Annotated in this window: 24 protein-coding genes and 1 riboswitch; of the genes, 16 read left to right on the forward strand and 8 right to left on the reverse strand. The window is 68.9% G+C overall.

Annotation, left to right across the window (positions count from 1 at the left end; all coding sequences use genetic code 11):
• Positions 1-16 precede the first annotated feature (16 nt).
• Entirely contained in the window at positions 17-277 is a 261-nt protein-coding gene (locus C6569_RS01570) for an exodeoxyribonuclease VII small subunit (protein ID WP_106747193.1), read from the forward strand.
• 324 nt (positions 278-601) lie between these two features.
• Here the strand turns inward: C6569_RS01570 and C6569_RS01575 are convergent, their stop codons facing one another.
• Positions 602-973 (reverse strand): DUF2147 domain-containing protein, encoded by a 372-nt coding sequence (locus tag C6569_RS01575; protein ID WP_106747194.1) that lies wholly within the window; start codon positions 971-973, stop codon positions 602-604.
• Between the two features lie 148 nt (positions 974-1,121).
• On the opposite strand from C6569_RS01575, the gene miaB reads away from it, so the two are divergent.
• The 11 genes from miaB (at position 1,122) to C6569_RS01630 (ending at position 13,173) form a co-directional block, all read left to right on the forward strand.
• Positions 1,122-2,519 (forward strand): tRNA (N6-isopentenyl adenosine(37)-C2)-methylthiotransferase MiaB, encoded by a 1,398-nt coding sequence (gene miaB, locus C6569_RS01580; RefSeq protein ID WP_106747195.1) that lies wholly within the window; start codon positions 1,122-1,124, stop codon positions 2,517-2,519.
• 81 nt (positions 2,520-2,600) lie between these two features.
• Positions 2,601-3,638 (forward strand): PhoH family protein, encoded by a 1,038-nt coding sequence (locus C6569_RS01585; RefSeq protein ID WP_106750843.1) that lies wholly within the window; start codon positions 2,601-2,603, stop codon positions 3,636-3,638.
• Positions 3,635-4,153 (forward strand): rRNA maturation RNase YbeY, encoded by a 519-nt coding sequence (gene ybeY, locus C6569_RS01590; protein ID WP_106747196.1) that lies wholly within the window; start codon positions 3,635-3,637, stop codon positions 4,151-4,153. Before C6569_RS01585 ends, ybeY begins: the two co-directional genes overlap by 4 nt.
• Complete coding sequence (locus C6569_RS01595; RefSeq protein ID WP_106747197.1) at positions 4,140-5,411, forward strand: hemolysin family protein; 1,272 nt, start codon at positions 4,140-4,142, stop codon at positions 5,409-5,411. The genes ybeY and C6569_RS01595 overlap by 14 nt, the downstream gene beginning before the upstream one ends.
• A gap of 97 nt (positions 5,412-5,508) precedes the next feature.
• Positions 5,509-7,122 (forward strand): apolipoprotein N-acyltransferase, encoded by a 1,614-nt coding sequence (gene lnt / locus C6569_RS01600; protein ID WP_106747198.1) that lies wholly within the window; start codon positions 5,509-5,511, stop codon positions 7,120-7,122.
• Positions 7,123-7,339: 217 nt separating this feature from the next.
• On the forward strand, positions 7,340-7,759 hold the full coding sequence (locus tag C6569_RS01605; RefSeq protein ID WP_106747199.1) for a helix-turn-helix domain-containing protein: 420 nt from the start codon (positions 7,340-7,342) through the stop codon (positions 7,757-7,759).
• 257 nt (positions 7,760-8,016) lie between these two features.
• Complete coding sequence (metK, locus tag C6569_RS01610; RefSeq protein ID WP_106747200.1) at positions 8,017-9,282, forward strand: methionine adenosyltransferase; 1,266 nt, start codon at positions 8,017-8,019, stop codon at positions 9,280-9,282.
• A 165-nt stretch (positions 9,283-9,447) separates the two neighbouring features.
• The gene (trmB, locus tag C6569_RS01615) at positions 9,448-10,140 is read left to right on the forward strand and encodes a tRNA (guanosine(46)-N7)-methyltransferase TrmB (protein WP_106750844.1); all 693 of its coding nucleotides are present in this window, start codon (positions 9,448-9,450) and stop codon (positions 10,138-10,140) included.
• Between the two features lie 67 nt (positions 10,141-10,207).
• Positions 10,208-11,134 carry a FecCD family ABC transporter permease gene (locus C6569_RS01620; RefSeq protein ID WP_106750845.1) on the forward strand — a complete coding sequence of 309 codons (927 nt, stop codon included), beginning with the start codon at positions 10,208-10,210 and terminating at the stop codon, positions 11,132-11,134.
• Positions 11,131-11,901, forward strand: coding sequence for an ABC transporter ATP-binding protein (locus C6569_RS01625; RefSeq protein ID WP_106747201.1), 771 nt, complete (start codon positions 11,131-11,133; stop codon positions 11,899-11,901). Before C6569_RS01620 ends, C6569_RS01625 begins: the two co-directional genes overlap by 4 nt.
• A gap of 96 nt (positions 11,902-11,997) precedes the next feature.
• Complete coding sequence (locus C6569_RS01630; protein WP_106747202.1) at positions 11,998-13,173, forward strand: M20 aminoacylase family protein; 1,176 nt, start codon at positions 11,998-12,000, stop codon at positions 13,171-13,173.
• A 16-nt stretch (positions 13,174-13,189) separates the two neighbouring features.
• On the opposite strand, the gene C6569_RS01635 is transcribed toward C6569_RS01630, so the two are convergent.
• Both C6569_RS01635 and C6569_RS01640 read right to left on the reverse strand, forming a co-directional pair.
• The gene (locus C6569_RS01635) at positions 13,190-13,435 is read right to left on the reverse strand and encodes a hypothetical protein (protein ID WP_106747203.1); all 246 of its coding nucleotides are present in this window, start codon (positions 13,433-13,435) and stop codon (positions 13,190-13,192) included.
• Between the two features lie 82 nt (positions 13,436-13,517).
• A complete protein-coding gene (locus tag C6569_RS01640) occupies positions 13,518-15,224 on the reverse strand; it encodes a methyl-accepting chemotaxis protein (protein WP_245898208.1) in 1,707 nt (568 codons plus the stop codon).
• A gap of 360 nt (positions 15,225-15,584) precedes the next feature.
• Here C6569_RS01640 and C6569_RS01645 point away from each other — a divergent pair, with 360 nt between their 5' ends.
• Positions 15,585-16,598: a helix-turn-helix transcriptional regulator gene (locus C6569_RS01645; RefSeq protein ID WP_106747204.1), complete on the forward strand. Its 1,014-nt coding sequence runs from the start codon at positions 15,585-15,587 to the stop codon at positions 16,596-16,598.
• Positions 16,599-16,628: 30 nt separating this feature from the next.
• On the opposite strand, the gene C6569_RS01650 is transcribed toward C6569_RS01645, so the two are convergent.
• Entirely contained in the window at positions 16,629-17,723 is a 1,095-nt protein-coding gene (locus C6569_RS01650; protein ID WP_106747205.1) for a 2'-deoxycytidine 5'-triphosphate deaminase, read from the reverse strand.
• A gap of 78 nt (positions 17,724-17,801) precedes the next feature.
• Positions 17,802-17,880: riboswitch (SAM riboswitch) on the forward strand.
• An 83-nt stretch (positions 17,881-17,963) separates the two neighbouring features.
• On the opposite strand from C6569_RS01650, the gene C6569_RS01655 reads away from it, so the two are divergent.
• Positions 17,964-19,190 carry an O-succinylhomoserine sulfhydrylase gene (locus tag C6569_RS01655; protein WP_106747206.1) on the forward strand — a complete coding sequence of 409 codons (1,227 nt, stop codon included), beginning with the start codon at positions 17,964-17,966 and terminating at the stop codon, positions 19,188-19,190.
• 260 nt (positions 19,191-19,450) lie between these two features.
• Entirely contained in the window at positions 19,451-20,530 is a 1,080-nt protein-coding gene (locus C6569_RS01660) for a quinone-dependent dihydroorotate dehydrogenase (protein WP_106747207.1), read from the forward strand.
• Here C6569_RS01660 and C6569_RS01665 read toward each other — a convergent pair.
• Positions 20,523-21,848: an MATE family efflux transporter gene (locus C6569_RS01665; protein WP_245898209.1), complete on the reverse strand. Its 1,326-nt coding sequence runs from the start codon at positions 21,846-21,848 to the stop codon at positions 20,523-20,525. The genes C6569_RS01660 and C6569_RS01665 overlap by 8 nt on opposite strands.
• Before the next feature lie 301 nt (positions 21,849-22,149).
• Here C6569_RS01665 and C6569_RS01670 point away from each other — a divergent pair, with 301 nt between their 5' ends.
• The gene (locus C6569_RS01670; protein ID WP_106747208.1) at positions 22,150-22,515 is read left to right on the forward strand and encodes an endonuclease domain-containing protein; all 366 of its coding nucleotides are present in this window, start codon (positions 22,150-22,152) and stop codon (positions 22,513-22,515) included.
• A gap of 84 nt (positions 22,516-22,599) precedes the next feature.
• Here the strand turns inward: C6569_RS01670 and C6569_RS01675 are convergent, their stop codons facing one another.
• The 3 genes from C6569_RS01675 to C6569_RS01685 form a co-directional block, all read right to left on the reverse strand.
• On the reverse strand, positions 22,600-23,487 hold the full coding sequence (locus C6569_RS01675) for a bifunctional helix-turn-helix domain-containing protein/methylated-DNA--[protein]-cysteine S-methyltransferase (protein WP_106747209.1): 888 nt from the start codon (positions 23,485-23,487) through the stop codon (positions 22,600-22,602).
• Between the two features lie 82 nt (positions 23,488-23,569).
• Positions 23,570-24,034, reverse strand: coding sequence for a YbaK/EbsC family protein (locus C6569_RS01680; protein ID WP_106747210.1), 465 nt, complete (start codon positions 24,032-24,034; stop codon positions 23,570-23,572).
• Positions 24,035-24,047: 13 nt separating this feature from the next.
• Positions 24,048-24,584: a DUF2244 domain-containing protein gene (locus tag C6569_RS01685; RefSeq protein WP_106747211.1), complete on the reverse strand. Its 537-nt coding sequence runs from the start codon at positions 24,582-24,584 to the stop codon at positions 24,048-24,050.

Genomic DNA, 24,584 nt, shown 5'->3' on the forward strand with positions numbered 1-24,584 from the left:
TTCCCGGAGTGCCCCCATGAGCGACACCAGCGCCGCCCCCCATGCCGATGTCGCGGCTCTCTCCTTCGAGAAGGCCATGGGGGAGCTCGAGCAGATCGTCCAGAAGCTCGAGGGCGGTAACGTGCCGCTCGAGGATTCCATCGCCATCTACGAGCGCGGCGAGGCGCTGAAGAAGCGCTGCGAGGCGCTGCTGCGCGACGCCGAGGCGCGGGTGCAGAAGATCACGCTGGCGGCCGACGGCTCGCCGACGGGGACGACCCCACTGGATCCGGGCTGACGGGGGTCAGATCGATCCATTTCGTGAGGGCGAGGGTATGAGGCTTGCTGCAATCTCGCTGACGATTGTGAGTCTGGTCTTGGCGGTCGTGTGTGCCTGGTGGGCGCTGCAGGCCGCATGGTTGAGCGCTACGCCAGGAGCCGACGCGGCAGCGTACCATGCGAAGGCCGGATGGCGGCTAGCCGTTGCCGGACTCCTGACTGCCCTCCCTGGCATTGGTTGGGCTTGGACATTCATGCGCCGACGGAGCCGGATCAGATCGGAATGCGGCGCTCCCTAAGCAAGGAAAGCGCTGCGCCGCAGACTAACCAAGCGCGCTGCCACTCAGCGCGCCGCCGTCCAGGTTACTTCCCGGCACAGAACCCGCCCGAGGATGCAGCCGCGCGTGCTCAGCCGATCGCCGCTGGTGGTGATGACGATCGTATAGGTGCGACCGCGCTTCGGGTCGAAGGCGGTGCCGCCGAACTTGCCTTCGCCCTCGGGCGCCAGCGTCATGACGAGCCGGTCGCCCACCTCTTCGCCGCTGCTCGTGTCGCCGATCCACAGGTTGGTCGCGCAGACCTTGTCGCCGCAGGGCGCGATGCGCACCCGCGCATTGCCGTCGCCGCGCAGCCATGTGCCTTCGATCGCCTTTGCGCCCGACAGGCCCGCCGCGAGGAGGACCGCCGCCGTCAGGCCGGACTTCAACACCCTCATGGAACATCTCCGCCGATGGTCACCTTGGGACTCATACGGAGGAGCGGTCGGTCTGGTTCCCTGTCCGGACATCGCGCAACGGCAACCGGGCCACGCCCCTTAACGCCCTGCCGCGAACCCGCTATAGCTCCGCGCTCCGGAGCCCCTGATGAGCCACCCCGAAAAGCCCGCGCCGAAGGCCGTCTACGTCAAGTCCTACGGCTGCCAGATGAACGTCTATGACAGCCAGCGCATGGCGGACGTCATGGGCGCGGAGGGCTATCGCGAGGTGGCGACGCCGGAGGAGGCTGACCTCATCCTGCTCAACACCTGCCACATCCGCGAGCGCGCCGCCGAGAAGGTCTATTCCGAGCTCGGCCGCATGAGGATCATCAAGGAGGAGGCGAGGGTGGCCGGCCGCAAGGTGATGGTCGGCGTCGCCGGCTGCGTCGCCCAGGCCGAGGGCGAGGAGATCGTCCGACGGGCGAAGGTCGTCGATCTGGTCGTCGGGCCGCAGAGCTACCACCGCCTGCCGGACCTCGTCGCCCGCGCCGGCGTCAGGCCCGGTGTCGTCGACACCGAGTTTCCCGTCGAGGACAAGTTCAAGGCGCTTCCCGCCGCCTCGGAGGCCAGAACCCGCTCGCGCGGCCTCACCGCCTTCGTCACGGTCCAGGAGGGCTGCGACAAGTTCTGCACCTTCTGCGTCGTACCCTACACGCGTGGCGCCGAGGTCTCGCGGCCGGTATCGGAGGTTCTCGCCGAGGTCGAAAAGCTCGCGGCGGCCGGCGTACGCGAGGTGACGCTGCTCGGCCAAAACGTCAACGCCTATCACGGCGCAGGCGAGGATGGCTCCGAATGGACTCTTGCGCGGCTGCTGCGCCGCCTCGCCGAGGTACCGGGCGTCGCGCGCCTGCGCTACACGACGAGCCACCCGCGCGAGATGACCGACGATCTCGTCGAGGCCCATGGCGACCTCGCCGCCCTGATGCCCTACCTGCACCTGCCGGTGCAGTCCGGCTCCTCCGCCGTGCTGAAGCGCATGAACCGCAAGCACACCCGCGACGACTATTTCCGCCTCGTCGACCGCATCCGCCGGGCGCGGCCCGACATCGCGCTCTCGTCCGATTTCATCGTCGGCTTTCCCGGCGAGACGGACGCGGATTTCGAGGACACCCTGGACCTGGTCCGCCAGGTCGGCTTCGCCGCCGCCTACAGCTTCGCCTACTCGGCCCGCCCCGGCACGCCCGGAGCCGACATGGACGGCCACATCGAGGAACCTTTGAAGACGCAGCGGCTTCATGCCTTGCAGGCGTTGATCACCGCCCAGCAGCACGCCTTCCAGGAGAGCCTCGTCGGCCGCACCGTCGACGTCCTCTTCGAAAAGATCGGCCGCAAGCCGGGCCAGGTGGTCGGACGCTCGCCCTATCTCTCGCCGGTCCAGGTCATCGGACCGTCGTCGATGATCGGCAGCATCGTCCCTGTGCGAATCACGGGAGCCAAGACAAACTCCCTGGATGGCGTTCTCGCCGCGGACGACCATATGAGAGCAGTGCATGCGGCTGAATGAGTGGTCTTCACCCAGGACAAGAGGACGGCGCGGTTGAAAAATTCCAGCGGGGGCGGCTTCGGCCCGGACAGCGGACGCAACATTCCCTGGCTTGCGGCCGACCATGAAGGAGCAGAGGCAGAGATCACCCTCTCCTTCGACGACAACCGCCTCGCCAGCCGCCTCTTTGGCCAGTACGACCAGAACCTGGCCTTCCTCGAGAAGCGCCTGGGCATCCGCGCCACCGCCCGCGGCAATCTCGTCAATCTCGTCGGCCCGGCCGATCCCTGCGAACAGGGTAAGATCGTGCTGGAAAATCTCTACGCGCGGCTGAAGAGCGGCCACGACGTCACTCTCGGCGACGTCGACGGCGCCATCCGCATGACGACCTCCCAGGGCTCCCTGTTCGAGCCGGACGGCGCGCCCCGACTCGGCCACGAGGAGATCGTCACCCGCAAGCGCACCGTGCGGGCCCGCACGCCTGCGCAGGACTCCTACATCCGCGCCCTCAAGCGCCATGAGCTCGTCTTCGGCATCGGCCCGGCCGGCACCGGCAAGACTTGGCTCGCCGTCGCCCAGGCCGTGGCCCTGCTCGACAAGGGGCTCGTCGATCGGCTCATCCTCACCCGCCCGGCCGTCGAGGCCGGCGAGCGCCTGGGCTTCCTGCCCGGCGACCTCAAGGAGAAGGTCGACCCCTATCTCCGGCCGATCTACGACGCGCTCTACGACCTGATGGACGCGCCGCGGGTCGAGCGCGGCATGCAGTCCGGCATGATCGAGATCGCCCCGCTCGCCTTCATGCGCGGCCGCACCCTGACCAACGCCGTCGTCATCCTCGACGAGGCGCAGAACACCACCTCCATGCAGATGAAGATGTTCCTCACCCGCCTGGGCGAGAACTCGCGCATGATCATCACCGGCGATCCCAGCCAGGTCGACCTGCCCCCCGGCATGAAGTCCGGCCTCTCCGAGGCGCTCGACCTCCTCGACACCGTCGAGGGCATCGCCCAGAGCTATTTCACCGAGGACGACGTTGTGCGCCATGAACTCGTCGGCCGCATCGTGCGCGCCTACGAGGCGGCGACCCGGGCCGGAGACCATTCCGCCCCGCACCAGCCGCGGCGCATGCGCCAACCATGACCGTCGAGCCGCAGGCCGACGAGGCGGGAATCCAGACGGAGATCGCGGTCCTCTCCGATCTTTGGGATGGGCTCCCGGAGGCGGAGGAGATCGTGCGGCGGGCGGTCGACGCGGTGGTTGCCCGCGACGACATGACGATTCCCCCCGACGCTGAACTTTCGGTGGCGCTCGCCGACGACGCCATGGTGCAGCGGTTGAACCGCGAGTATCGCGCCAAGGACAAGCCGACCAACGTCCTGTCCTTTCCGGCGGCGCACGGACCTCTGCTCGGCGACGTCGTCGTCGCCTACGAGACACTCGTGAGCGAGGCAGGGGAGGAGGGGCTTGCGCCCGCCGATCACCTGACCCACTTGACGATCCACGGTCTGTTGCATCTTTTAGGCTATGATCATGAGACCGAGGCGGAAGCCGTGGCGATGGAGGCGATGGAAACATCCATTCTCGCCGGCCTCGGAATCGCCGATCCCCACGCGACCGGGCGGATGATGCCCGACGGACCCCATGCCCGACCCTAGCGACAGTCGATACCGAACCACCGCGGCCGAGGCCGCTTCCACGACGACCCCCGCGAGCGCACAGCCGGCGGATGCGCCGAGAGCGGGGTCCGACCGCCCGGGGGACAAGAACGACCGCTGGGTCGACCGGCTCCTGGGCAGGCTCCGTCTGAGAGCCGCCACCTCCGCCCGTCAGAACCTCGAGGACGTGCTCGAGGAGAATGCGCCCGCCGCCGCCGGCTTCTCGCCGGAAGAGCGCTCGATGCTGCGCAACATCCTCGATCTGCGCGAGAGCCGGGTGAACGATCTCGCCCAGCCGCGCGCCGACATCATGGCGGTGCAGAAGGACGTCTCCCTCGCCGACCTGATGCAGACCTTCGAGGATGCCGGCCACACGCGCCTGGTGGTCTTCGACGACACGCTCGACGATCCCGTCGGCATGGTCCACATCAAGGACCTCGTGAAACATCTCTTCGCCGAGGCGAAGAAGGCGACGCGCAAGCGCCGCACCAAGGCCGCTGACGCCGATGCTCAGACGCCGTCGGACAAGCCGGCTGCGAAGGTCGCCCCCGGCCTCGACCTCGGCGCCGTCGACCTGAGGGTGTCGCTGTCGGCGACGCGGCTGATCCGGCCCATCCTCTTCGTGCCGCCCTCCATGCCCGCCATCGACCTCCTGGCGCGCATGCAGGCGACGCGCATCCAGCTCGCCCTCGTCGTCGACGAATACGGCGGCACCGACGGCCTCATCGCCATGGAGGACATCGTCGAGAGCATCGTCGGCGACATCGAGGACGAGCACGACGTCGACGACGGCAAGACCATCGCCCAGCTCGCCGACGGCGCCTATATCGCCGATGCCCGCGCCACCCTCGACGAAGTGCGCGAGGTGCTCGGCCCGGACTTCGATCCTGGCGAGGAGATGACCGAGGACGTCGACACGATCGGCGGTTATCTGACCGTGGTCGCCGGCCATGTGCCGGTGCGCGGCGAACTGGTCCCCGGACCGGGGGAGCTGGAGTTCGAGATCGTCGACGCCGACCCCCGCCGCGTGAAGCGCGTGAAGATCACCCGCGGCCGCGGGCTCATCAGCCGCCCGCCGGCGCGTGGTCGGCGCCGGGACGAGGAGGTGCAGTCCGCGGTGGCCGCCGCCGCCTCTGCTCCTTCGGCTTCGTCGATGGCGCCCCCCGAGCCGGCCGCGCCCGAGGTGCTGCCTGCCCCCGCCGAGCAGGCGATGCGGCCGGCACCGGCCTCGCCGGACCTACGGAGCGACAAGACCTGACCCGTCGGCGCTTGACCCCGCTGCCGGCCTGTCGGACACGGGCTGCCATGAGCGGAGCACTGCGCGATTCGCCCGGACGCCCTGCAGGCGCCGCACCGTGACGGTGGGCGGCCTGGCGCGCGGGGTCATCCTCGCCTGGGGATGGAAGAGGACGGGTCTGGCCTTCGGGGCCGGCGCCCTGGCAGCCTTCGCCATGCCGCCTTTCGGCGTCTTTCCCGTCCTCGCCATCAGCTTTCCGGTGCTCGTCTGGCTCCTCGACGGTGCCTCCGCCGCCGGCGGCGGCTGGCGCACCCTCCTCGCCGCCGCGCGGACGGGCTGGTGGTTCGGCTTCGGCTATCACCTCGCCGGTCTGTGGTGGGTGGGTGCGGCCTTCCTCGTGGAGGCCGACCGCTTCGCCTGGCTGCTGCCGGCGGCGGTGACCCTGCTTCCCGCCGGCCTCGCCCTCTTCACAGCGTTCGGCGCCCTCGTCGCCCGGCTGCTCTGGCGGCCGGGCGCGCGTCGCATCCTCGCCCTCGCCGTCGGCCTCACCCTCGCCGAATATCTCCGCGGAACGGTGCTCACCGGCTTTCCCTGGAACCTCTACGGCTACGCGCTGACCCAGTATCTTTGGCTCGCTCAGGGGGCCGCGGTCGTCGGCGTCTACGGGCTGACGCTGGTGGCCGTGCTCGTCTTCGCCAGTCCGACTGTTCTCGGCGACGAGGAGGCCACTCCGACCGTGCGCTTCGCCGTGCCCACCGGCGCCCTGCTGGCCTTGATGTGCCTCGCCCTCTTCGGCGGCTGGCGCGTCTCCACCACCGAGGCGGCCTTCGTGCCCGGCGTGAAGCTCCGCATCGTCCAGCCCGCCATTGCCCAGGACCAGCGCTTCCGGCCCGAGGCGCGCGACGAGATCCTCGCCCGCTACGCCGAGCTTTCCGACAAGCCGACCTCGCCGGAGCGCTCCGGCATCCGCGACGTCACCCACGTGATCTGGCCCGAATCGGCCTTTCCCTTCTTCCTCATCTGGGATCGGGAGGCGCTGTCGAAGATCGCCGACCTCGTGCCCCCGGGAGTGACGCTCATCACCGGTGCCGCACGGCCCGACGAGCCGCTGCCCGGCCGCCGCGATCCCCGCGTTTTCAACTCCGCCTATGTCATCGATCACGAAGGGGTCATCAACCAGACCTACGACAAGGTTCACCTCGTCCCCTTCGGTGAATACCTGCCGCTCCACGACCGCCTCGAGGCGCTCGGCCTCGAGGCCATCACCCGCCAGCGCGGCGGATTCTCGTCCGGCGACCGCAGGCGCAGCCTCGTCGTGCCGGGCGCGCCGCCGGTGGGTATCCTCATCTGCTACGAGGTCATCTTCCCCGGCGCCGTGACGGCTCCGGACCTCAGGCCTCAATGGCTGCTGAACCTCACCAACGACGCGTGGTTCGGCTTCACGCCGGGCCCCTACCAGCACATGCACCAGACCGCGGTGCGCGCGATCGAGGAGGGTTTGCCAGTTGTGCGTGCCGCGAACAGTGGTATTTCCGGTGTCGTCGACCCTCTCGGGAGGACGCTGTGGTCGTTGCCGCTCGGTGTCCGCGACGTGCTGGACGCCGACCTGCCGAAGGCGCTGCCGACGACCGTCTTCGCGCGCGCAGGACACCTGCCGTTGGCGGTAGTCTGCCTGGGCATAGTCTTGTTCCTGCTTCGCAAAAGCCGTCGCAGCGTTGTCGGGCCGAGCTGACCCAAAGGGCAGACGTCAATTTACTTGTAACGATTTGCACAATTGGTCATAAGCACAGTGCGGGACGCAATCCTGCCGCTGCGCCGCGTGATTTGGTGCAGCGCGATGGGGGTGATATGGTCGTCCCCGCGACGGAGGGCCGCGGGCCTGATGTCGCAAGCCGGGGGGCTTGTCGGGTGGGTTTCTCGAAAGCGTGCGGAGGCACGGAGAGTCTTTGATGGTTGTGAAGAAGTCCCCGAACCCGATCGACAAGCACGTCGGAAGCCGTGTTCGCATGCGCCGCATGATGCTCGGAATGAGCCAGGAAAAACTCGGCGAGCGCCTCGGCCTGACGTTCCAGCAGGTGCAGAAATACGAGAAGGGCACCAACAGGATCGGCGCGAGCCGCCTGCAGCAGATCGGCGCCATTCTCTCGGTCCCCGTCTCCTTCTTCTTCGAGGGTGCCCCCTCGGGGGAACCAGCGCCGGAGGGCGGCTTTTCCGATGTCGCCGCCGCGTCCTACGTCTCGGACTTCCTGTCCACGAGCGAGGGCCTGGCGCTGAACCGGGCGTTCATCCGCATCAAGAACCCGAAGGTCCGGCGCAAGATCGTCGATCTCGTCAGCGCCTTCGCGGGTGACGAGGAGGAGGCCGTCTGACGACGGCTGTTCCGGAATCCTGAGGCCGGTCGTTCTTTTTTGCGAACGAACCGGCCTTTTTGTCATATTCGGACTTGACCGCCGAACGCGCTGTTGCCAGAACCTCGCCCGGCTTGGGCGCCGGGCGATGCGCGTCGCCGGCTGCTGCGCGGCCCGTTTCGGGTCATGCAGCCGTTCAATTCCGGTTCACGGTGCCACCGCTACGACGGCGCCCCACCCCGCGATACCCGTGGGCTCTTGCTCCTGGAGGACGTTTCGTGTCCCGCAGTTCCTATCTCTTCACCTCGGAATCCGTGTCTGAAGGCCATCCGGACAAGGTCTGCGACCGGATCTCCGACGAGATCGTCGACCTGATCTTCAAGGAAGCCGCCAAGGCCGGCGTGCCCGCCTCCTCCGTGCGCATCGCCTGCGAGACCCTTGCCACGACGAACCGCGTCGTCATCGCCGGCGAGGTCCGCGTGCCGGATTCGCTGCTCAAGAAGGACAAGGACGGCAAGGTCCTGAAGGACGCCCACGGCAACCCGGTCGTCAATCCCTCCAAGTTCAAGTCGGCCGCCCGCAAGGCGATCAAGGCGATCGGCTACGAGCAGGACGGCTTCCACTGGAAGAAGGCCAAGATCGACGTCCTCCTGCACCCCCAGTCCGCCGACATCGCCCAGGGCGTCGACGAGGCCGGCAACAAGGACGTGGGCGCCGGCGACCAGGGCATCATGTTCGGCTATGCCTGCCGCGAGACGCCCGAGCTCATGCCCGCGCCGATCTACTACGCGCACAAGATCCTCGAGAACCTGACCAAGTACCGCAAGTCCGGCGAGAAGGGCTGCGGCAAGCTCGGCCCGGACGCCAAGAGCCAGGTCACCATCCGCTACGAGAACGGCAAGCCGGCCGCCGTCACCCAGATCGTGCTGTCGACCCAGCATCTCGACGAGAAGCTGACCTCGAAGGACGTGCAGAAGATCGTCGAGCCGGTGATCCGCGAGACGCTCGACGGCCTCGAGATCGCCAAGGACTGCAAGTGGTGGATCAACCCCACCGGCAAGTTCGTCATCGGCGGCCCGGACGGCGACGCCGGCCTGACCGGCCGCAAGATCATCGTCGACACCTACGGCGGCGCGGCCCCGCACGGCGGCGGCGCTTTCTCCGGCAAGGATCCGACCAAGGTCGACCGCTCGGCCGCCTATGCCGCGCGCTATCTCGCCAAGAACGTGGTCGCCGCCAAGCTCGCCGACCGCTGCACCATCCAGCTCTCCTACGCCATCGGCGTCGCCAAACCGCTGTCGATCTACGTCGACCTGCACGGCACGGCGAAGGCCGGCGTCGACGAGGCGAAGGTGGAGAAGGCCCTGGCCGAGGTCATGGATCTCTCGCCGCGCGGCATCCGCGAGCATCTCGGCCTCAACAAGGCCATCTATGCCCGCACCTCCGCCTACGGCCACTTCGGCCGCAAGGCCTCGCGCGACGGCGGCTTCTCCTGGGAGAAGACCGATCTCGTCGCCAAGCTGAAGGAAGCCGTCGTCGCCTGAGGCGACGCGCTCCGCGTGTGACAGGGAAGGGGGCCGCTGGCCCCCTTTTCGTTGTGACCGCCCGCCGCCCCTCTCGCGCCATGTCCGGGCTTGTCCCGCGCATCCACGGCTTGTAACCGGTAGCGCCGACAGAATTCGTGGATGCCCGGGACAGCGCGTTTCACCATGACAGACGACAAGCGCCTCGCGGGGCAGGGCTCCTTCTTCGGGCGTCGTAAGGGCAAGGCGCTGCGCCCGCACCAGACCGATCTGTTCGAGACCCTGCTGCCGCGCCTGCGGGTCGATCCTGCGCAACCCTGCGACCTCGCCGGCCTCTTTCCCCGGCCGCTCGACGGCTACGTTCTGGAGATCGGCTTCGGCGGCGGCGAGCACCTCGTGCGCGAGGCGACGGCTCACCCCCGTCTCGGCTTCGTCGGCGTCGAGCCCTTCGTCAACGGCATGGCCAAGATGCTCGCCGCGATCGAGGGCCAGGAGATCGACAACGTCCGCCTGCACACCGAGGACGCCGGGCTGCTGCTGCCCTGGTTCCCCGACGCGAGCCTCGACATCGTCTACCTGCTCTACCCCGATCCCTGGCCGAAGACGCGCCACCACAAGCGCCGCTTCGTCTCCGACGAGACGGTCCGCGCCTTCGCCCGCATGCTGAAGCCCGGGGCTGAGTTCCGCTTCGCCACGGACATCGACCACTACGCCGCCTGGACTCTGGAGCGCCTCATGCGCTCCCCCGACTTCACCTTCGCCGCACGATCCTCGGCCGACTGGAAGACGCCCTGGCCGAACTGGCAGTCGACCCGCTACGAGGCCAAGGCCCTGCGCGAGGGGCGCACGCCGTGCTATCTGACCTTCCGGCGCAACTGACCGCCCGGGAGACGACGTGACGGCGGCGCTGGCCCTTCTGTGCATCCTGCTGGCCGGCCTCTCGCTGATGGCGGGACCCGTCTGGTTGCCGCCCGCCGAGGTCCTCTCCGGTCTCGCCGGTGGTGACGGCACGGCAGCGATCATCGTCACGGACATCCGCCTCCCGCGCACGCTTCTCGCCCTGTCCATCGGGGCGACGCTCGGCCTCGCCGGCGCGGCGCTGCAGGGCCTCGTGCGCAATCCGCTGGCGGAGCCGACGCTCTTCGGCGCGCCCTCCGCCGCCGCCTTCGCCTCCGCCGTCGTCCTCGCCTTCGGCGGCGCCTCCGCCCTGTCGCTGGCCCTGCCGCTCGCCGGCATGGCGGGCGCCTTCGTCTCGGTGGGGCTCCTCTTCCTCGTCGCCGGGAGGCGCGCCGGCATCACGGTCCTGCTGCTCGCCGGCCTCGCCCTCAACGCCTTCTTCGGTGCGGCGACCGCGCTCGTCCTCAACCTCGCGCCCAATCCCTTCGCCGCCCTCGAGATCGCCTTCTGGCTGCTCGGCTCGCTGGAGGACCGTTCGGTGGTCCACCTCGCCCTCGCCGGGCCCTTCATGGCGCTCGGTGCCGTGCTGCTCGTCTCGCAGGCGCGGGCCTATCGCGCCCTCACCCTCGGCGAGGAGGTGGCGGCGAGCCTCGGCGTCAGGGTGGGCCGAGCCCGCCTCGCCGTCGCGACCGGACTGGCGCTCGGGGTCGGCGCCGCCGTCTCGGTGACGGGGGCCATCGGCTTCGTCGGCCTCGTCGCGCCGCACCTCGTGCGCCGGGCGGCGGCCTCCGATCCCGCCCGTGTTCTGCTGCCGGCGGCGCTCTGCGGGGCGGCGCTGCTCACCGCCGCGGACATTCTGGTGCGCCTCGTCCCCGCCACGACCGAGATCAAGACCGGTGTCGTCACGGCACTGGTCGGCGTGCCGTTCTTCCTGTGGCGCATCCTCGGCATCCGCCGGACGGAGGAGGGGGCATGACCGCCCTGTCCCTCGATGGCGTCTCGGTGGCGCTGGGGCGCCGGCCGGTGCTGCGCGACGTGACGCTCGCCGTCCCCGCCGGCACGCTCGTCGCGGTGGTGGGCCCGAACGGTGCCGGCAAGACCAGCCTCCTGCGCGCCCTCGCCGGCCTCGCGCCGGCGTCCGGAACCATGCGCCTCGGCGGCGAGGACCTCGCCCGCATCGCCCCCATGGCGCGGGCGCGCAGCATCGCCTATCTGCCGCAGCGCTCCGAAATCGCCTGGGACCTCGGCGTGCGTGACGCCGTCACGCTCGGCCGGCTGCCCCACGGCGATCCCTTCTCCGGCGCCACGGCCGAGGACCGCCGGGCTGTCGACGCCGCCCTCGACCGCCTCGGCCTCTCCTCTTTCGCGGCCCGGCCGGTGACTGCCCTATCCGGGGGCGAGCGGGCGCGCGTCACGCTCGCCCGCGTCCTCGCCACCGGCGCCCGGCTCATCCTCGCCGACGAGCCGACCGCCGCCCTCGATCCGGCCCACCAGCTCGCCGTGCTCGGGCTGTTGCGGGAGGAGGCGGCCGCGGGGCGCGTCGTGCTCGCCGTCCTGCACGACCTGGCGCTCGCCGCCCGCTTCGCCGATCAGGTCGCCGTGCTGCACGAGGGACGGCTGGCGGCCTTCGGCCCGCCGGAGGAGGCGTTCTCGGACGATGTTCTCCGCAAGGTCTTCGGCCTCGCCTTTACCCATGCGACCGTCGACGGCCGCCGCGTGCCAATCCCGCTCGGACCCACCTGAGCTGCAGTGCCGCTTCGCAGGGCTGCGCTGCACCGTGAGGATTGCCTTCTGCCCCGTCCCGGATAGCCTTCCGCATCGCCCACCGGGACCCATGCCATGGCCGTCATCGACCGCATCGCCGCATTCCACCCCGAGATGACGGAATGGCGCCGCGACTTCCACGCCCATCCCGAGATCGGCTTCGAGGAGGTCCGCACCTCCGGCATCGTCGCCGAGAAGCTGGAGTCCTGGGGCATCGAAGTGCATCGCGGCTTCGGCAAGACCGGCATCATGGGCGTCATCCACGGCCGGCCGGGCAACCGCAAGATCGGCCTGCGCGCCGACATGGACGCGCTGCCCATGCCCGAGCTCAACGACCACCTGCCTTACAAGAGCACCTACGAGAACCGCATGCATGCCTGCGGCCATGACGGCCACACCACCATGCTGCTGGGCGCCGCGCGCTATCTCGCCGAGACCCGCAATTTCTCCGGCACCGTTCACCTCATCTTCCAGCCGGCGGAGGAGGGGCTGACCGGCGCCGCCGAAATGCTCCGCGACGGGCTCTTCGAGAAATTCCCCTGCGATCAGGTCTACGGCATCCACAACGCCTGGGACCTGCCGCTCGGCACCGCCGCCATCCGCCCCGGCACGGTGCTCGCCGCCGTCGACTACTTCACGATCACCGTGAAGGGCCGCTCCAGCCACGCCGCCCAGCCTCACCGCGGCCTCGACCCGCTGCCCTGCGCGGTGCAGATCTACGGGGCGCTGCAGAACCTCGTCAGCCGCCGCATGGACCCGCACGACACCGTGGTGCTCTCCATCGGCATGTTCCACGCGGGAACCTCGCAGATCGTCATCCCCGAGACGGTGACCATGTCCGGCACCATCCGCACGCTGAAACCGGCGACGCGCAAGGCCATGGACGAGCTCTTCCACCAGACCGTGAACGGCCTCTGCGCGGCCCACGGCGTCGAGCTCATCCTCGACTACAAGCGCTCCTATCCCCCGACCATCAACACGGCGGAGGAGGCTTCCGCCTTCGAGGCGGCGGCCCGCGACGTGGTCGGCGACGACCTCATCAAGACCGACCTTCCCTCGCTCACCGCCGGCGAGGACTTCGCCTATTACCTGGAGAAGGCGCCCGGCGCCTTCATGCTGCTGGGACAGGTGACCGAGACCCACAAGGCGGTGCCGGTCCACAACGGTCATTACGACTTCAACGACGACCTGCTGCCGATCGGCGCGAGCTGTTTTGCGCGGCTGGTGGAGCAGCAGCTCTCGGGCGCGTGAGGGCGCGCGGACGGCGTCACTCCGTCTTGCCTAGCTCGTGCTTGAGAGAGGCGCAGTAGCAGGCGAAGAACTCGACATAGGCCTTGGTCATGATGACGAAATGGAGGTTCAACTCGTTGCTGGTGTTGAAGGGGGGAGCGGCGAGCGGGCGCTGCAGACGCTGCAGGGCCCCGGCCACGACCTGAATTTCGCGCGCGATGGCGGCCGCATCGCTCTGCTGCGGGTAGGACGCATCGACCAGGCGGAACGAGGGTTTCTTCATCGGGCTGACCGGATCGGTTGGAAGGGCATGGCCGGGCCCCGTGGGAACAGTCCCCTCGGGCCCCGGCCGTTGACGCGGCGGCTCAGGCGGCCCTGACCCCGGCGAGGAACTGCTTGACCTCGGCCGACAGACGTTCGGCCTGACGGGCGAGGTCGGACGAGGCGGAGAGCACCTGGGCGGCGCCGTGGCCGGTCTCTGCGGCGGCCTGCGCGACGGAGGTGATGTTGGAGGAGACCTCGTTCGTGCCGGTCGATGCCTGACCCACGGAGTTGACGATCTCGCGCGTCGCGGAGCCCTGTTGTTCCACCGCAGAGGCGATGGAAGAGGTGGCGTCGTCGATCGAGCGGATGCTGCCGGTGATGCCGGCGATGGCCTCGACCGCCTTGCGGGTCGTCTCCTGGATCGCGACGATCTGCGCCCCGATCTCGTTGGTCGCTTTCGCCGTCTGCTCGGCGAGACCCTTCACCTCCTGAGCGACCACCGCGAAGCCCCTTCCGGCCTCGCCCGCCCGCGCCGCCTCGATGGTGGCATTGAGGGCGAGGAGGTTGGTCTGACCGGCAATGTTCGAGATCATCTCGACGATGGCGCCGATCCGCGCCGCGCCCTGCGACAGTTCGGTGACGATACCGCTGGTAGCATCGGCCTCCCTGACCGCGCCGCGGGCGAGGGCGGCCGAATGCTCAACCTGCCGCCCGATCTCCTGCACCGAGGCGCCGAGCTCTTCGGCCGATCCCGCCACCGCCGTCACATTGGCGCCGGCCTCTTCCGCCGCGCTGGCGACCGAGGTCGACTGAGCAGAGGCCTCCTGGGCGGAGGCGCTGAGTTGGGTCGCCGTCGCCTGCATCTCGGTCGCCGCGGCGGAAACCATCTCGACGATGCCGCCCACCGAGGCTTCGAAACGATCGGCGAGTTCCCGCATCAGGGCCTTCTGGCGCTGCTCTTCCTCGGCCTTGGCCGCCTCCTGCTCGGCGCGCAGGCGCGCCGCCTCGATGCCGTTCGCCTTGAACACCTCCGCGGCGCGGGCGATGTCACCGACTTCGTCCTTGCGTTCCATGCCGGTGACCTTCGCGTCGAACTTGCCATCGGCGAGCTGCGCCAGCGTCGCGTTGATGGCGCGAATGGGCCGGGCGATGCCGAACTGGCCGATGAGGACACCGAGGCCGAGACCGGCGATCACGGCGCAGGCCATGATGATGTAGAGCAGCATTTCCTTGGCGTCGGCGGTGTTCTGGATTTCCTTCGCATAGGCGTCGGAACGGCTGATCAGCAGCAAAGTCAATTCGGTGACGAGCCCGCGTGTGGCGACCATGAGCGGTCGGGTGGCGAGAGCCTGCGCGTCGATCTCCTTCTGCTGATCGGGGGTGATGGTCCCCTGCACCCGGGCGGCGGCGGCGAGGGTCTTCTGCACCGAGGCACGCATGGCCTCGAAGGATGTCTGCACCTTGCGAAGGGAATCCTGCACGGCCTGGGCCTGGGAGGTGCGGACGAATTCGATCCGCTCCCGGGCTTGGGTCATTTCCCGCTCTGCGTCGCCGCTCAGCTCGCGAATCCGCTCCGGGCGGGGGTCGGCTGCGATCAGCAGCTCGATCCGGTTCAACGCCAGAACGTTGATGTTCAGCCGCGACGAAGCGACGGCGCGCTGGGCGGCGCGCGCCGCGAGCTGAGCGTCGCTCGCGACCGTCCGGAGCGCGAGGATCCCGATCGCGCCGACGACGATCATGATGATGTTGAGAAGAATGACGACCGCGAGGATTTTCGGCGTCGTTCGGACTGCACCGAGCGAGAACATGGGGAGGACCTCCTACGTCCTGATCAACGACCGCACGGCCCCCTCTCGGTGCCGCTGCGATGGACAAGCTGGCCATGCGATCGCGAACGCGGGCGAAGTCATCTGGACCTCGCGACCGGGCCATGAGGTCAATACAGACGAACACGCTTAATACTGAGTTAATCTGATAGAATTCGCATTTTGTATATCTGTTCGCATTATGTATTTGATCCAGAAACACGAGAATACAACAAGTAAATTTACGTACAATCGACGGGCGACGCATGCGAATGCGCAAATCAAGTTTGCGCAGATTCCCTTGCGGAAGGCCCCCGCGCCGTGAGACACCGGTTGAAAGGCGTATGAGTTGAAGGCTGTCTTATGTTCCCCCATGAGCTGCTGTTCGGCAAAGCCACGTTTCGCGACAGCGAACAGGCCGCCGACCACATCGGCAGGGCGACCGACTGCAGGATCTCGATCGAGCCCGCCGCTCCTCGTTCTTTCGCTCTGGACGTTCAGTTCGTCTCCAACGGTTCGATCTTCGTGCTGGATTCGTTCAATCACAGCGGCGCAAGGACCTACACCGAGAACGGCGTGCGGTGCGTCGGCATCAGGACCGTCACCCAGGGTGCTTCAGGCATCATTCGGGGAACCGACGACGTCGCCATCACCTCGGGCCAGGGGATGATCTTCGACACCGCGCGTTCGAAAGGACATCTCGCCGCCCGCAATACCCGCAAGCGGCTCGTCCTGCTGTGTTTCGACCGAGTGGCCGAGATGGCGCGTGTGATGATCGACCGCAGCATCGGTGATGACTGGCCATGGGTGCATGTCTTCGATGTCGACAGCCCTGTTGGTCGTGGCCTCGGCGCCCATGTCGAGTCCACGGCCGCCAATATCGAGCTCGCCCACCGCGCGGGACATTCAGTCGGTCATTCCCTGCGGTTGAGCGAGGAGGCCCTGGTCATGTTCCTGCTCGAACATGGCGGCGTGTTCAATGGCCCGGGTGATTGCGAGGGCGTGGCGGCGCCGTCCGCCCGGCAGGTTGAACGCGCACTGGACCTGATCAACGCCATGACGACCCCCCTGACGGTGACGGATATCGCCGCGACCGTCGGCCTCAGCGTACGCGCGCTGCAGCTCGCGTTTCGCCGGAGGCTCGGAGCCTCGCCTCACGCCATGATCAAGCGCGCCCGCCTGCGGCAGGCGCGGGACCTCCTGGAGAGTGGGGAGGTCTCCTCGGTGCGCGATGCCGCTGACCGGCTCGGATTCTCCAATGTGGCCCGCCTGTCGGGCGAGTACCGCGAAGCTTTCGGAGAAACGCCGTTGACGACGTTGAAGCGAGCCTTGGGCGACCCGACGAGGGAGCGGCCGGACGACGGCACGGAACACTAGGAGCCGGAAAAATCGCCGCGCCGGCCTGGCTCAGCGGAAATGCTTCGACAGCTTCAGGCCCTGCGCCTGATAGTTCGAGCCGGCCTGTCCATAGAGCGACCGCGGCCGCTCGGTCATGCGCTCATAGACCAGCCGCGCCACGATCTGCCCGTGTTCGAGGATGAAGGGCACCTCGCGCGAGCGCACCTCCAGCACCGCCCGCGCGCCCTTGCCGCCTGCCGCCGCATGGCCGAAGCCGGGGTCGAAAAAGCCGGCGTAGTGGGCGCGGAACTCGCCCACCAGCGGGTCGAAGGGCAGCATCTCCGCCGCATAGTCGGGCGGGACCACCACCGCCTCCTTCGAGGCGAGGATGTAGAACTCGTCGGGATCGAGGATCATCTCGCCCTTGCCGCGCTCCTGGATCGGCTCCCAGAAGTCGAGCACGTCGTGGGCGGCCTTTCTGTCCACGTCGATGACGCTGGAATGGCGCTTGGCGCGATAGCCGAGCAGCCCGCCCCAGGCCTCGCCGAGGAGGTCGATGGTCACCGCGATTCCGACCGGCCCGACCACGGGCGTGCCAGTGTCGACCAGTCGCTCGGTCTCCTGCAGCACGTTGACCTCGTCGAGCGTCAGCTCGGCGCGGCCGCGGCGGAAGCGGATCTGCGACAGGCGCGAGCCCGCGCGCGCGAGGACGGGGAAGGTCTGCGGCGACACTTCGAGATAGAGCGGGCCCTCGTAGTCGGCGGGGATCGTGTCGAAGGCCTGGGCGCGGTCGAGGATCACGCGGGTGAAGACGTCGAGCCGGCCGGTGGAGCTCTTCGGATTGGCGGTGGCGGAAATTCCGCCGCGCAGCGCCAGCCCCTCCATGAGCTCGACGAGATAGACGCAGCCCGTCTCCAGCACCGCGCCGCGCGACAGGTCGATCTCGTGCAGGGCGACGGCCTGCAGCCGGTCGGCCACGGTGGTGTTCGGACCGGGAAGGAAGCTCGCCCGGATGCGATAGGCTCTCGTACCGAGCCTGAGGTCGAGGGAGGCCGGCTGCACCTGGTCGGCGTCCAGCGCCCGGGCGATGCGGATCTGGCCGCGCGCCACCAGGTCCTCGATCGCCTGGGCCGGCAGAATGCCCTGAACCGTTTCGTCCTGCATGCGCCCCAACTCCGACGAACGAAACGTTCGTCAAAACGAACAAACCGCTTGACGCCCGCCTGCGGCCGCCCTACCACGCTCGCACGACGTGGAGATTTGGCCGGCCGGCTTGCGAACCACGCTAAACAATTCGCTAAAAGGCCGGGCGCACGGGATCAACCCGGCCTCGGCTTTTGCCAGGTCGGGTTCTGTTTTTTCGGGGGACAAGTGTCCCGCCGCCGCGCCACGAGGAGCGATGCGATGAAGAAGCCCTTTGACCCCTCCCGCGTGCGGCCCGCCACCCGCCTCGTCCATGGCGGCACGATCCGCTCCGAGTTCGGCGAGACGTCGGAGGCCCTCTTCCTCACCCAGGGCCACGTCTACGAGAGCGCCGAACAGGCCGAGGCCCGCTTCAAGGGCACCGATCCCGGCTTCATCTATGCCCGCTTCTCCAATCCGACGGTCCAGATGTTCGAGGACCGCATCGCCCTTCTGGAAGGCGCGGAAGCCGCCAAGGCCACCGCCACCGGCATGGCCGCGGTGAACGCCGCCATGTTCGGCCAGCTCTCCGCCGGCGACCACGTGGTGGCCTGCAAGGCGCTGTTCGGCTCCTGCCGCTACATCATCGAGACGCTGCTGCCGCGCTTCGGCGTGCAGTCGACGCTGGTCGACGGCGCCGACCTCGCCCAGTGGGAGGCGGCGGTGCGCCCCAACACCAAGGTCTTCTTCCTGGAGAGCCCGACCAACCCGACCCTCGAGGTCTACGACATCGCCGCCATCGTCGCGATCGCCAGGAAGAGCGGCATCAAGGTCACCGTCGACAACGTCTTCGCCACGCCGATGATGCAGAGCCCGCTCGCCCTCGGCGCCGACTGCGTCGTCTATTCCACCACCAAGCACATCGACGGCCAGGGCCGCTGCCTCGGCGGCGTCATCCTCGGCTCGAAACAGTTCATCCAGGACAACGTCTACCAGTACCTGCGCCAGACCGGCCCGGCCATGAGCCCGTTCAACGCCTGGGTCGTGCTGAAGAGCCTGGAGACCCTGCCGCTGCGCGTCGAGCGCCAGACGGCGAGCGCGGCGAAGATCGCCGATGCGCTGGCCGAGCTGCCGGGCATCACCAAGGTCATCTATCCCGGCCGCAAGGACCATCCGCAATACGAGCTCGCCAAGCGCCAGATGCGCGGCGGCTCGACGCTGATCGCCTTCGAGGTCGAGGGCGGCAAGGCCGGCGCCTTCCGCGTCGCCAACGCGCTGAACATCATCAAGATTTCCAACAACCTTGGCGACTCCAAGAGCCTCATCACCCATCCGCCGACGACGACCCACGACCGGTTCACCCCCGCCGAGAAGCTGGAAATGGGCATCACCGACGGCCTGCTGCGCCTCTCGGTCGGCCTCGAGGACCCGGACGACCTGATCGAGGATCTCGCCCAGGCGCTGAAGACGCTGGAATGGCCGGCCGACGCCAAGATCGTGCGGATTTGAAGGATAGCACGGCGGTACTATCGGGACTTCTGCCCCTCACCCTGACCCTCTCCCCGCAAGCGGGGAGAGGGGGCTACAGCCTCCCGCTTTGCCCGGCACGGTGTAGCTCGGCATGACCGCCGAGGTCGGGTCGCGACGTCGAAGTCCCCCTCTCCCCGCTTGCGGGGAGAGGGTAGGGTGAGGGGCCAGCGACGCTCTGCGAGCGAGACCCTTGCGCCATCACCCTTGCCGGCCCCGCCGCGTGGTGCAAGAAACCACCCATGTCGCTCCTCTCCCTCGCCTCGCGCCTCGCCCGCCCCATCCTCCTCGCCACCGATCCGGAGACGGGCCACAACCTCGCCGTCGCCGCGCTGAAGACCCTGCCGCTGCCCGCCTGTGGCGCGGATGATCCGCGCCTCGCCGTCTCCGCCTTCGGCCTCGGCTTCCCCAACCCGATCGGCCTCGCCGCCGGCTTCGACAAGCACGCGGAGGTGCCCGACGCGTCGCTGCGCCTCGGCTTCGGCTTCGTCGAGGTCGGCGGCGTCACGCCGAAGCCGCAGCCGGGTAACCCGAAGCCCCGCGTCTTCCGCCTCGTGTCCGACGAAGCGGTCATCAACCGCTACGGCCTCAATTCGGACGGCGTCGAGGCCGTCGCTCGCCGCCTCGCCGAGCGCTCGCGCCGCGGCGGCATCGTCGGCGTCAACATCGGGCCGAACAAGGACTCCACCGACCGCGTCGCCGATTACGGCCTGCTGGTGGAGAAACTCGCTCCCCACGTCTCCTATCTCTCGGTCAACGTCTCTTCGCCCAACACGCCGGGGCTGCGCGACCTGCAGCAGGCGAGCTTCCTGGACGAGGTGTTGGCACGCTGCGTCGAGGCGCGCGACGCTGCCGCGCCGGGCAAGCCCATCCTGGTCAAGATCGCGCCCGACCTGTCGCTGGAAGGCCTCGACGACATGGTGGCGGTGAGCCGCCGCCGCGGCATCGACGGCATGATCGTCTCCAACACGACGATCGAACGCCCGGCGAGCCTGAAGGATCAGGCGACGGCGAAGGAGACGGGCGGCCTGTCGGGGCGGCCGCTCTTCGCCCGCTCTACCGCCATGCTGGCGGAGACATGGCGGCGGGTCGAGGGCCAGTTCCCGCTCATCGGCGTCGGCGGCATCGCCTCCGCCGAGGACGCCTATGCCAAGATCGCCGCCGGCGCGACGCTGGTGCAGCTCTATTCGGGCCTGGTGTTCCGGGGTTTCGGCCTCGTCGGCGAGATCAAGCAGGGGCTCGTCCACCGGCTGATGCGCGAGCGCGTCGCATCCGTCGCCGACCTCGTCGGCACCGCCAACGCCGAGTGGCGCCTCACCTGAAGGTGGCGCGCATCAGGCCGGGCATGACGAGGCCGAGGTAGAGTCCGCGCACCGCCTGCATGATGAGATAGGCGATCCACAGCCCGTCATTGCCGTAAGCCGAGAGCAGCCACCACGCGGCGATAAAGGTCGCGGTCGCCGCCAGCATGCAGTTGCGCATGGCGACGCTCCAGGTGGCGCCGATGAAGACCCCGTCGAGCAGGAAGGCCATGACCCCGGTGAAGGGCGTCAGCGCCATGTAGGGCAGGAAGCGCCGCGCCTCGGCCCTGACGGCCTCGGAGGTCGAGACGAGGTCGATGGCCTGGCCGCCGGCGGTGAAGAAGACGGCCGAGGCGAGCGTGCCGAAGACGATGGCCCAGAGGCTCGACAGAAAGACCGCGCGGCGGAAGGCCTTTTCGTCGCGGGCGCCCACCGCCTGGCCGCCGAGCTGCTCGGCCGAGGTGGCGAAACCGTCGAGGAAGAAGGCGACGACGCCGACGAAGTTCATCAGGATGGCGTTGGCGGCCAGCACCGTGTCGCCGCCGACCGCGCCCTGCCGGGTGAAGAAGGCGAAGGACCCGACCAGCAGCGCCGTCCGGATCATGATGTCGCGGTTGATGGCGATGGTGCGGAGGATACGCGCCCGGTCGAGCACGACCCGCCAGGGCACGGCGAAGCGCCAGCCGAGCGAGGACAAGACCACCACCATCCCGACGGCCGCGCCGCCCCATTCGGCCAGCGCATTGGCCGTGGCGGCGCCCGTGATGCCGAGACCGAGGACGGAGACGAAGACGACCGTCAGCGCCATGTTGGCGACGTTGATGACGATCTGCAGCACGAGGCCCGTGACGGTGCGCGCCTGCCCGATGAGCCAGCCGAGCACGGCGAAATTGACGAAGACCGCGGGAGCCGACCACAGCCGGATCGAGACATAGGTGTCGGCCGCCGCGGTGACGGCCGGCGAGGCGCCCATGGCCGTGAAGAACAGGAAGAGCAGCGGCTTCTGCAGCAGGATGAGCGCGAGGCCGAGCGCGACCGCGAGGAGGAGGGCGCGGGCGATGACGGCACGCTTCTCCACCTCGTCGGCGCGGCCGACCGCCTGGGCGGTGAGCCCGATCGTGCCCATGCGCAGGAAGGCGAAGGCCCAGAACAGGACGTCGATGACCACGGCGCCGAGGGCGACGGCGGCCAGCGCCGTGGCGTCGCCGAGCCGCCCGATGGCGGTGGCGCTGACGATGCCGAGCAGCGGCGTCGTCACATGGGCGAAGATCATCGGCACCGCGATGGCGAGCACGCGGCGATGGGTCACCACGGGGGAGGCGGGGAGGGCGGCTGTCACCCTGCCGTTCTAGCCGGGCGCGGCGGGAAATCCAGCGGCTGAGAGGGCAGGGGAGCCATGGGGCGGTCGCGGGACGCGGCGGTGTGATCGGCGGCGCGGGTGTTGCCCCGGCCCCTCACACTTGCCCTCTCCCCGCAGGCGGGGAGAGGGGGACTATGACGCTGTGCCTCTCCAAAGCCGAACTGCCAGTTGGCAGGAACTGGGTCATCGGGTTTGCTCCGAATCTGGACGGCAGGCGCGAAACCCTCTCCCTTCATGGGAGAGGGTGGCCGCGTCAGCGGCCGGGTGAGGGAGGAGCCACATGCCCTCCGCCTTTGCGCGGTCCTTGCGCCGAAACGCGACTGGCATCGAAAGAATTCTCTGGGATGTCCTGCGCAACCGCCGGCTGAACGGCTTGAAGTTCCGGAGACAAGTTCCGCTCGGACCCTATGTGGCCGACTTCGCCTGCTTCGACCCTAAGATCATCGTCGAAGCAGACGGCGCCCAGCACGCCGGCAGCGCCCACGACCAAGCACGGGATGCATGGTTCAGACAGCGCGGGTTTGCGGTCCTCAGGTTCTGGAACCACGAGGTGACCACCAATCCGCATGCTGTGCTCGACAGGATCGTCCTGACTTCGACGCAACTCCCCAGACGGATCAAGGACTCACCCTCACCCGGGGCCTGACGGCGCCACCCTCTCCCATGAAGGGAGAGGGTTATGTGCCCGCCTCACGCCGCGACCGCGCAATTTGCCCGGCCCGCCACCACCTCACCCCTTATGCCCGGCCTCCCAGCCGAGCATCGCCTGCTTGCGGGTCAGGCCCCAGTGATAGCCGGTGAGCGCGCCGGAGCGGCCGAGCACCCGGTGGCAGGGCACGACGAAGGAAATGGGGTTCTTGCCCACCGCCGCCCCCACCGCCCGCGCCGCCGTGGGCCGGCCGATGTGGTTCGCGATGGTGGAATAGGTCGTCGCCTTGCCCATGGGGATGCGCAGCAGCGTCTCCCAGACCCTGACCTCAAAATCGGTGCCGATGAGGCAGACCCGCAGCGGCTGGTCGCCGGTCCAGGCGGCGGGATCGAACACCCGGTGCGCCAGCGGGGCGGTCGCCGCCGCATCCTCGACGAAGACCGCCTTCGGCCAGCGGCCCTTCATGTCGGCGAGCGCCGAAGGCTCGCCGCCCGGTTCGCAGAAGCCCAGCCCGGCGAGGCCGCGGTCGGTCGCCACCACGATGGCGAGGCCGAAGGGCGAGGGGTGGAAGCCGTAGCGCATGGTGAGGCCCTCGGCACCGGTCTTGAACTCGCCCGGCGACATGGCCTCGTGGGTGACGAAGAGGTCGTGCAGCCGCCCCGGGCCGGAATAGCCGACCTCGTAGGCGGTATCGAGGACGCTGGCCTCGTCCCGCAGCAGCGCGCGCGCCGCATCGAGCGTGATCGCCTGCAGGAAGTCCTTCGGCGTCAGGCCCGCCCAGCGGCGGAACAGGTGGTGCAGGTGGCCGGCGGAGAGGCCGACATGGCCGGCCATCTCCTCCACCGAGGGCTGGCGGCGCCAGTGGTCGGTGATGAAGGCGAGGGTCCGGCGGACGACCTCGTAGTCGTCGGCGGCCTCGGCGAGGCGGATGGGGCGGCCGTGCTGTTCGAGCTGGACGACGTTGAGCATGGAAGGGCTCCGGTGACGAACTGGCGCGACTGTGGACCCTCGATGCGCCGGCCTCCACCCGATTTCTGCGGGTGCCGGCGCCCTATTCGGCGATGGCCGCGACCGTTCCCCCGCTCAGCGCGAGGAGATCGGAAAAGCGCGTGCGGAACACGGCGTTCGGGGCGCCGGCCGCCGCCCAGATGGGATCGATCGCGGCGAGGTCGGCGTCGACGAGGACGATCGGCGCCGTCAGGTGACCGACCGGCGCGACGCCGCCGATGGCGAAGCCCGTCACGTCGCGCACCCAGCGGACGTCGGGGCGCTCGACGGCTGCGCCGACGAGGTCGGCCACCTTGCCCGTGTCGACGCGGTTGGTGCCGCTGGCGATGACGAGCACCGGCCGATCGCCGGCGCGGAACACGAGGGACTTGGCGATCTGCGCCACCGCGCAGCCGACCGCGGCCGCCGCTTCCGCCGCCGTGCGCGTGCTGGCGGGGAAGGTGACGATCGTGTCGTCGTGACCCGCATCCCTGAGCGCCCCCCGGACGCGGTCGGTCGATCCTGCCATGTGTGTGGTTCCGTCAGTCGAAATGGGTACGGACCGGGCCTCGCCGGGCCTCGGCCAATGCTGCGGTGAGCGCCTTGCCGAAGCCTTCCCGCTCCACCGGCGGCAGGAAGGTGGCGATGTCGAGCCGCCGTCGTCCCTCGTCGAGGGTGAGGCCGAGCACCTGCCCGTCCTCCTCGTCGCGCGTCTGCTGCAGCCGGGTCCAGGCCGGATTGAACCGCCATTCGCGCGCCCGGCCGTGCCAAGTCACCTTGCGGATGCGGATCTCGGTCGGCGTGACGATGACCTCCTCGAAGGCCCGCGCATGGCGGTAGTTGGCCCGGAAGGCGAGGAAGATGATGATGACGTCGAGCCCGAGGAAGGGCAGGACCGGCCAGGCGCCGATGGAGGTGAAGATCACCGCGCCGACGAGATTGACGGCCCCGACCGCCGTCATGACGGCGATGAAGCCGGGCCAGCCCATGGAGCGGTGCGGCGTCAGCAGCGCCGCGAAGAGGGGAGCCTCCTCGGCGGCGTCGTGAACCGTGGCTGCGTCTGTATTGCCGGTGCTCAT

This window comes from Phreatobacter cathodiphilus (genome assembly GCF_003008515.1).
In the GTDB taxonomy this organism is placed as follows: Bacteria; Pseudomonadota; Alphaproteobacteria; order Rhizobiales; family Phreatobacteraceae; genus Phreatobacter; species Phreatobacter cathodiphilus.

Coding starts and splice junctions, on each gene's coding strand:
- C6569_RS01625 (WP_106747201.1), top strand. CDS start 11,131: ATGACCGCCCTGTCCCTCGATGGCGTCTCGGTGGCGCTGGGGCGCCGG.
- trmB (WP_106750844.1), top strand. CDS start 9,448: ATGACAGACGACAAGCGCCTCGCGGGGCAGGGCTCCTTCTTCGGGCGT.
- C6569_RS01675 (WP_106747209.1), bottom strand. CDS start 23,487: ATGCTCAACGTCGTCCAGCTCGAACAGCACGGCCGCCCCATCCGCCTC.
- C6569_RS01575 (WP_106747194.1), bottom strand. CDS start 973: ATGAGGGTGTTGAAGTCCGGCCTGACGGCGGCGGTCCTCCTCGCGGCG.
- C6569_RS01595 (WP_106747197.1), top strand. CDS start 4,140: ATGCCCGACCCTAGCGACAGTCGATACCGAACCACCGCGGCCGAGGCC.
- C6569_RS01630 (WP_106747202.1), top strand. CDS start 11,998: ATGGCCGTCATCGACCGCATCGCCGCATTCCACCCCGAGATGACGGAA.
- C6569_RS01635 (WP_106747203.1), bottom strand. CDS start 13,435: ATGAAGAAACCCTCGTTCCGCCTGGTCGATGCGTCCTACCCGCAGCAG.
- C6569_RS01660 (WP_106747207.1), top strand. CDS start 19,451: ATGTCGCTCCTCTCCCTCGCCTCGCGCCTCGCCCGCCCCATCCTCCTC.
- C6569_RS01650 (WP_106747205.1), bottom strand. CDS start 17,723: ATGCAGGACGAAACGGTTCAGGGCATTCTGCCGGCCCAGGCGATCGAG.
- C6569_RS01640 (WP_245898208.1), bottom strand. CDS start 15,224: ATGTTCTCGCTCGGTGCAGTCCGAACGACGCCGAAAATCCTCGCGGTC.
- C6569_RS01680 (WP_106747210.1), bottom strand. CDS start 24,034: ATGGCAGGATCGACCGACCGCGTCCGGGGGGCGCTCAGGGATGCGGGT.
- ybeY (WP_106747196.1), top strand. CDS start 3,635: ATGACCGTCGAGCCGCAGGCCGACGAGGCGGGAATCCAGACGGAGATC.
- C6569_RS01655 (WP_106747206.1), top strand. CDS start 17,964: ATGAAGAAGCCCTTTGACCCCTCCCGCGTGCGGCCCGCCACCCGCCTC.
- miaB (WP_106747195.1), top strand. CDS start 1,122: ATGAGCCACCCCGAAAAGCCCGCGCCGAAGGCCGTCTACGTCAAGTCC.
- C6569_RS01605 (WP_106747199.1), top strand. CDS start 7,340: ATGGTTGTGAAGAAGTCCCCGAACCCGATCGACAAGCACGTCGGAAGC.
- C6569_RS01670 (WP_106747208.1), top strand. CDS start 22,150: ATGCCCTCCGCCTTTGCGCGGTCCTTGCGCCGAAACGCGACTGGCATC.
- C6569_RS01620 (WP_106750845.1), top strand. CDS start 10,208: ATGGCGGGACCCGTCTGGTTGCCGCCCGCCGAGGTCCTCTCCGGTCTC.
- C6569_RS01570 (WP_106747193.1), top strand. CDS start 17: ATGAGCGACACCAGCGCCGCCCCCCATGCCGATGTCGCGGCTCTCTCC.
- C6569_RS01685 (WP_106747211.1), bottom strand. CDS start 24,584: ATGAGCACCGGCAATACAGACGCAGCCACGGTTCACGACGCCGCCGAG.
- C6569_RS01645 (WP_106747204.1), top strand. CDS start 15,585: ATGTTCCCCCATGAGCTGCTGTTCGGCAAAGCCACGTTTCGCGACAGC.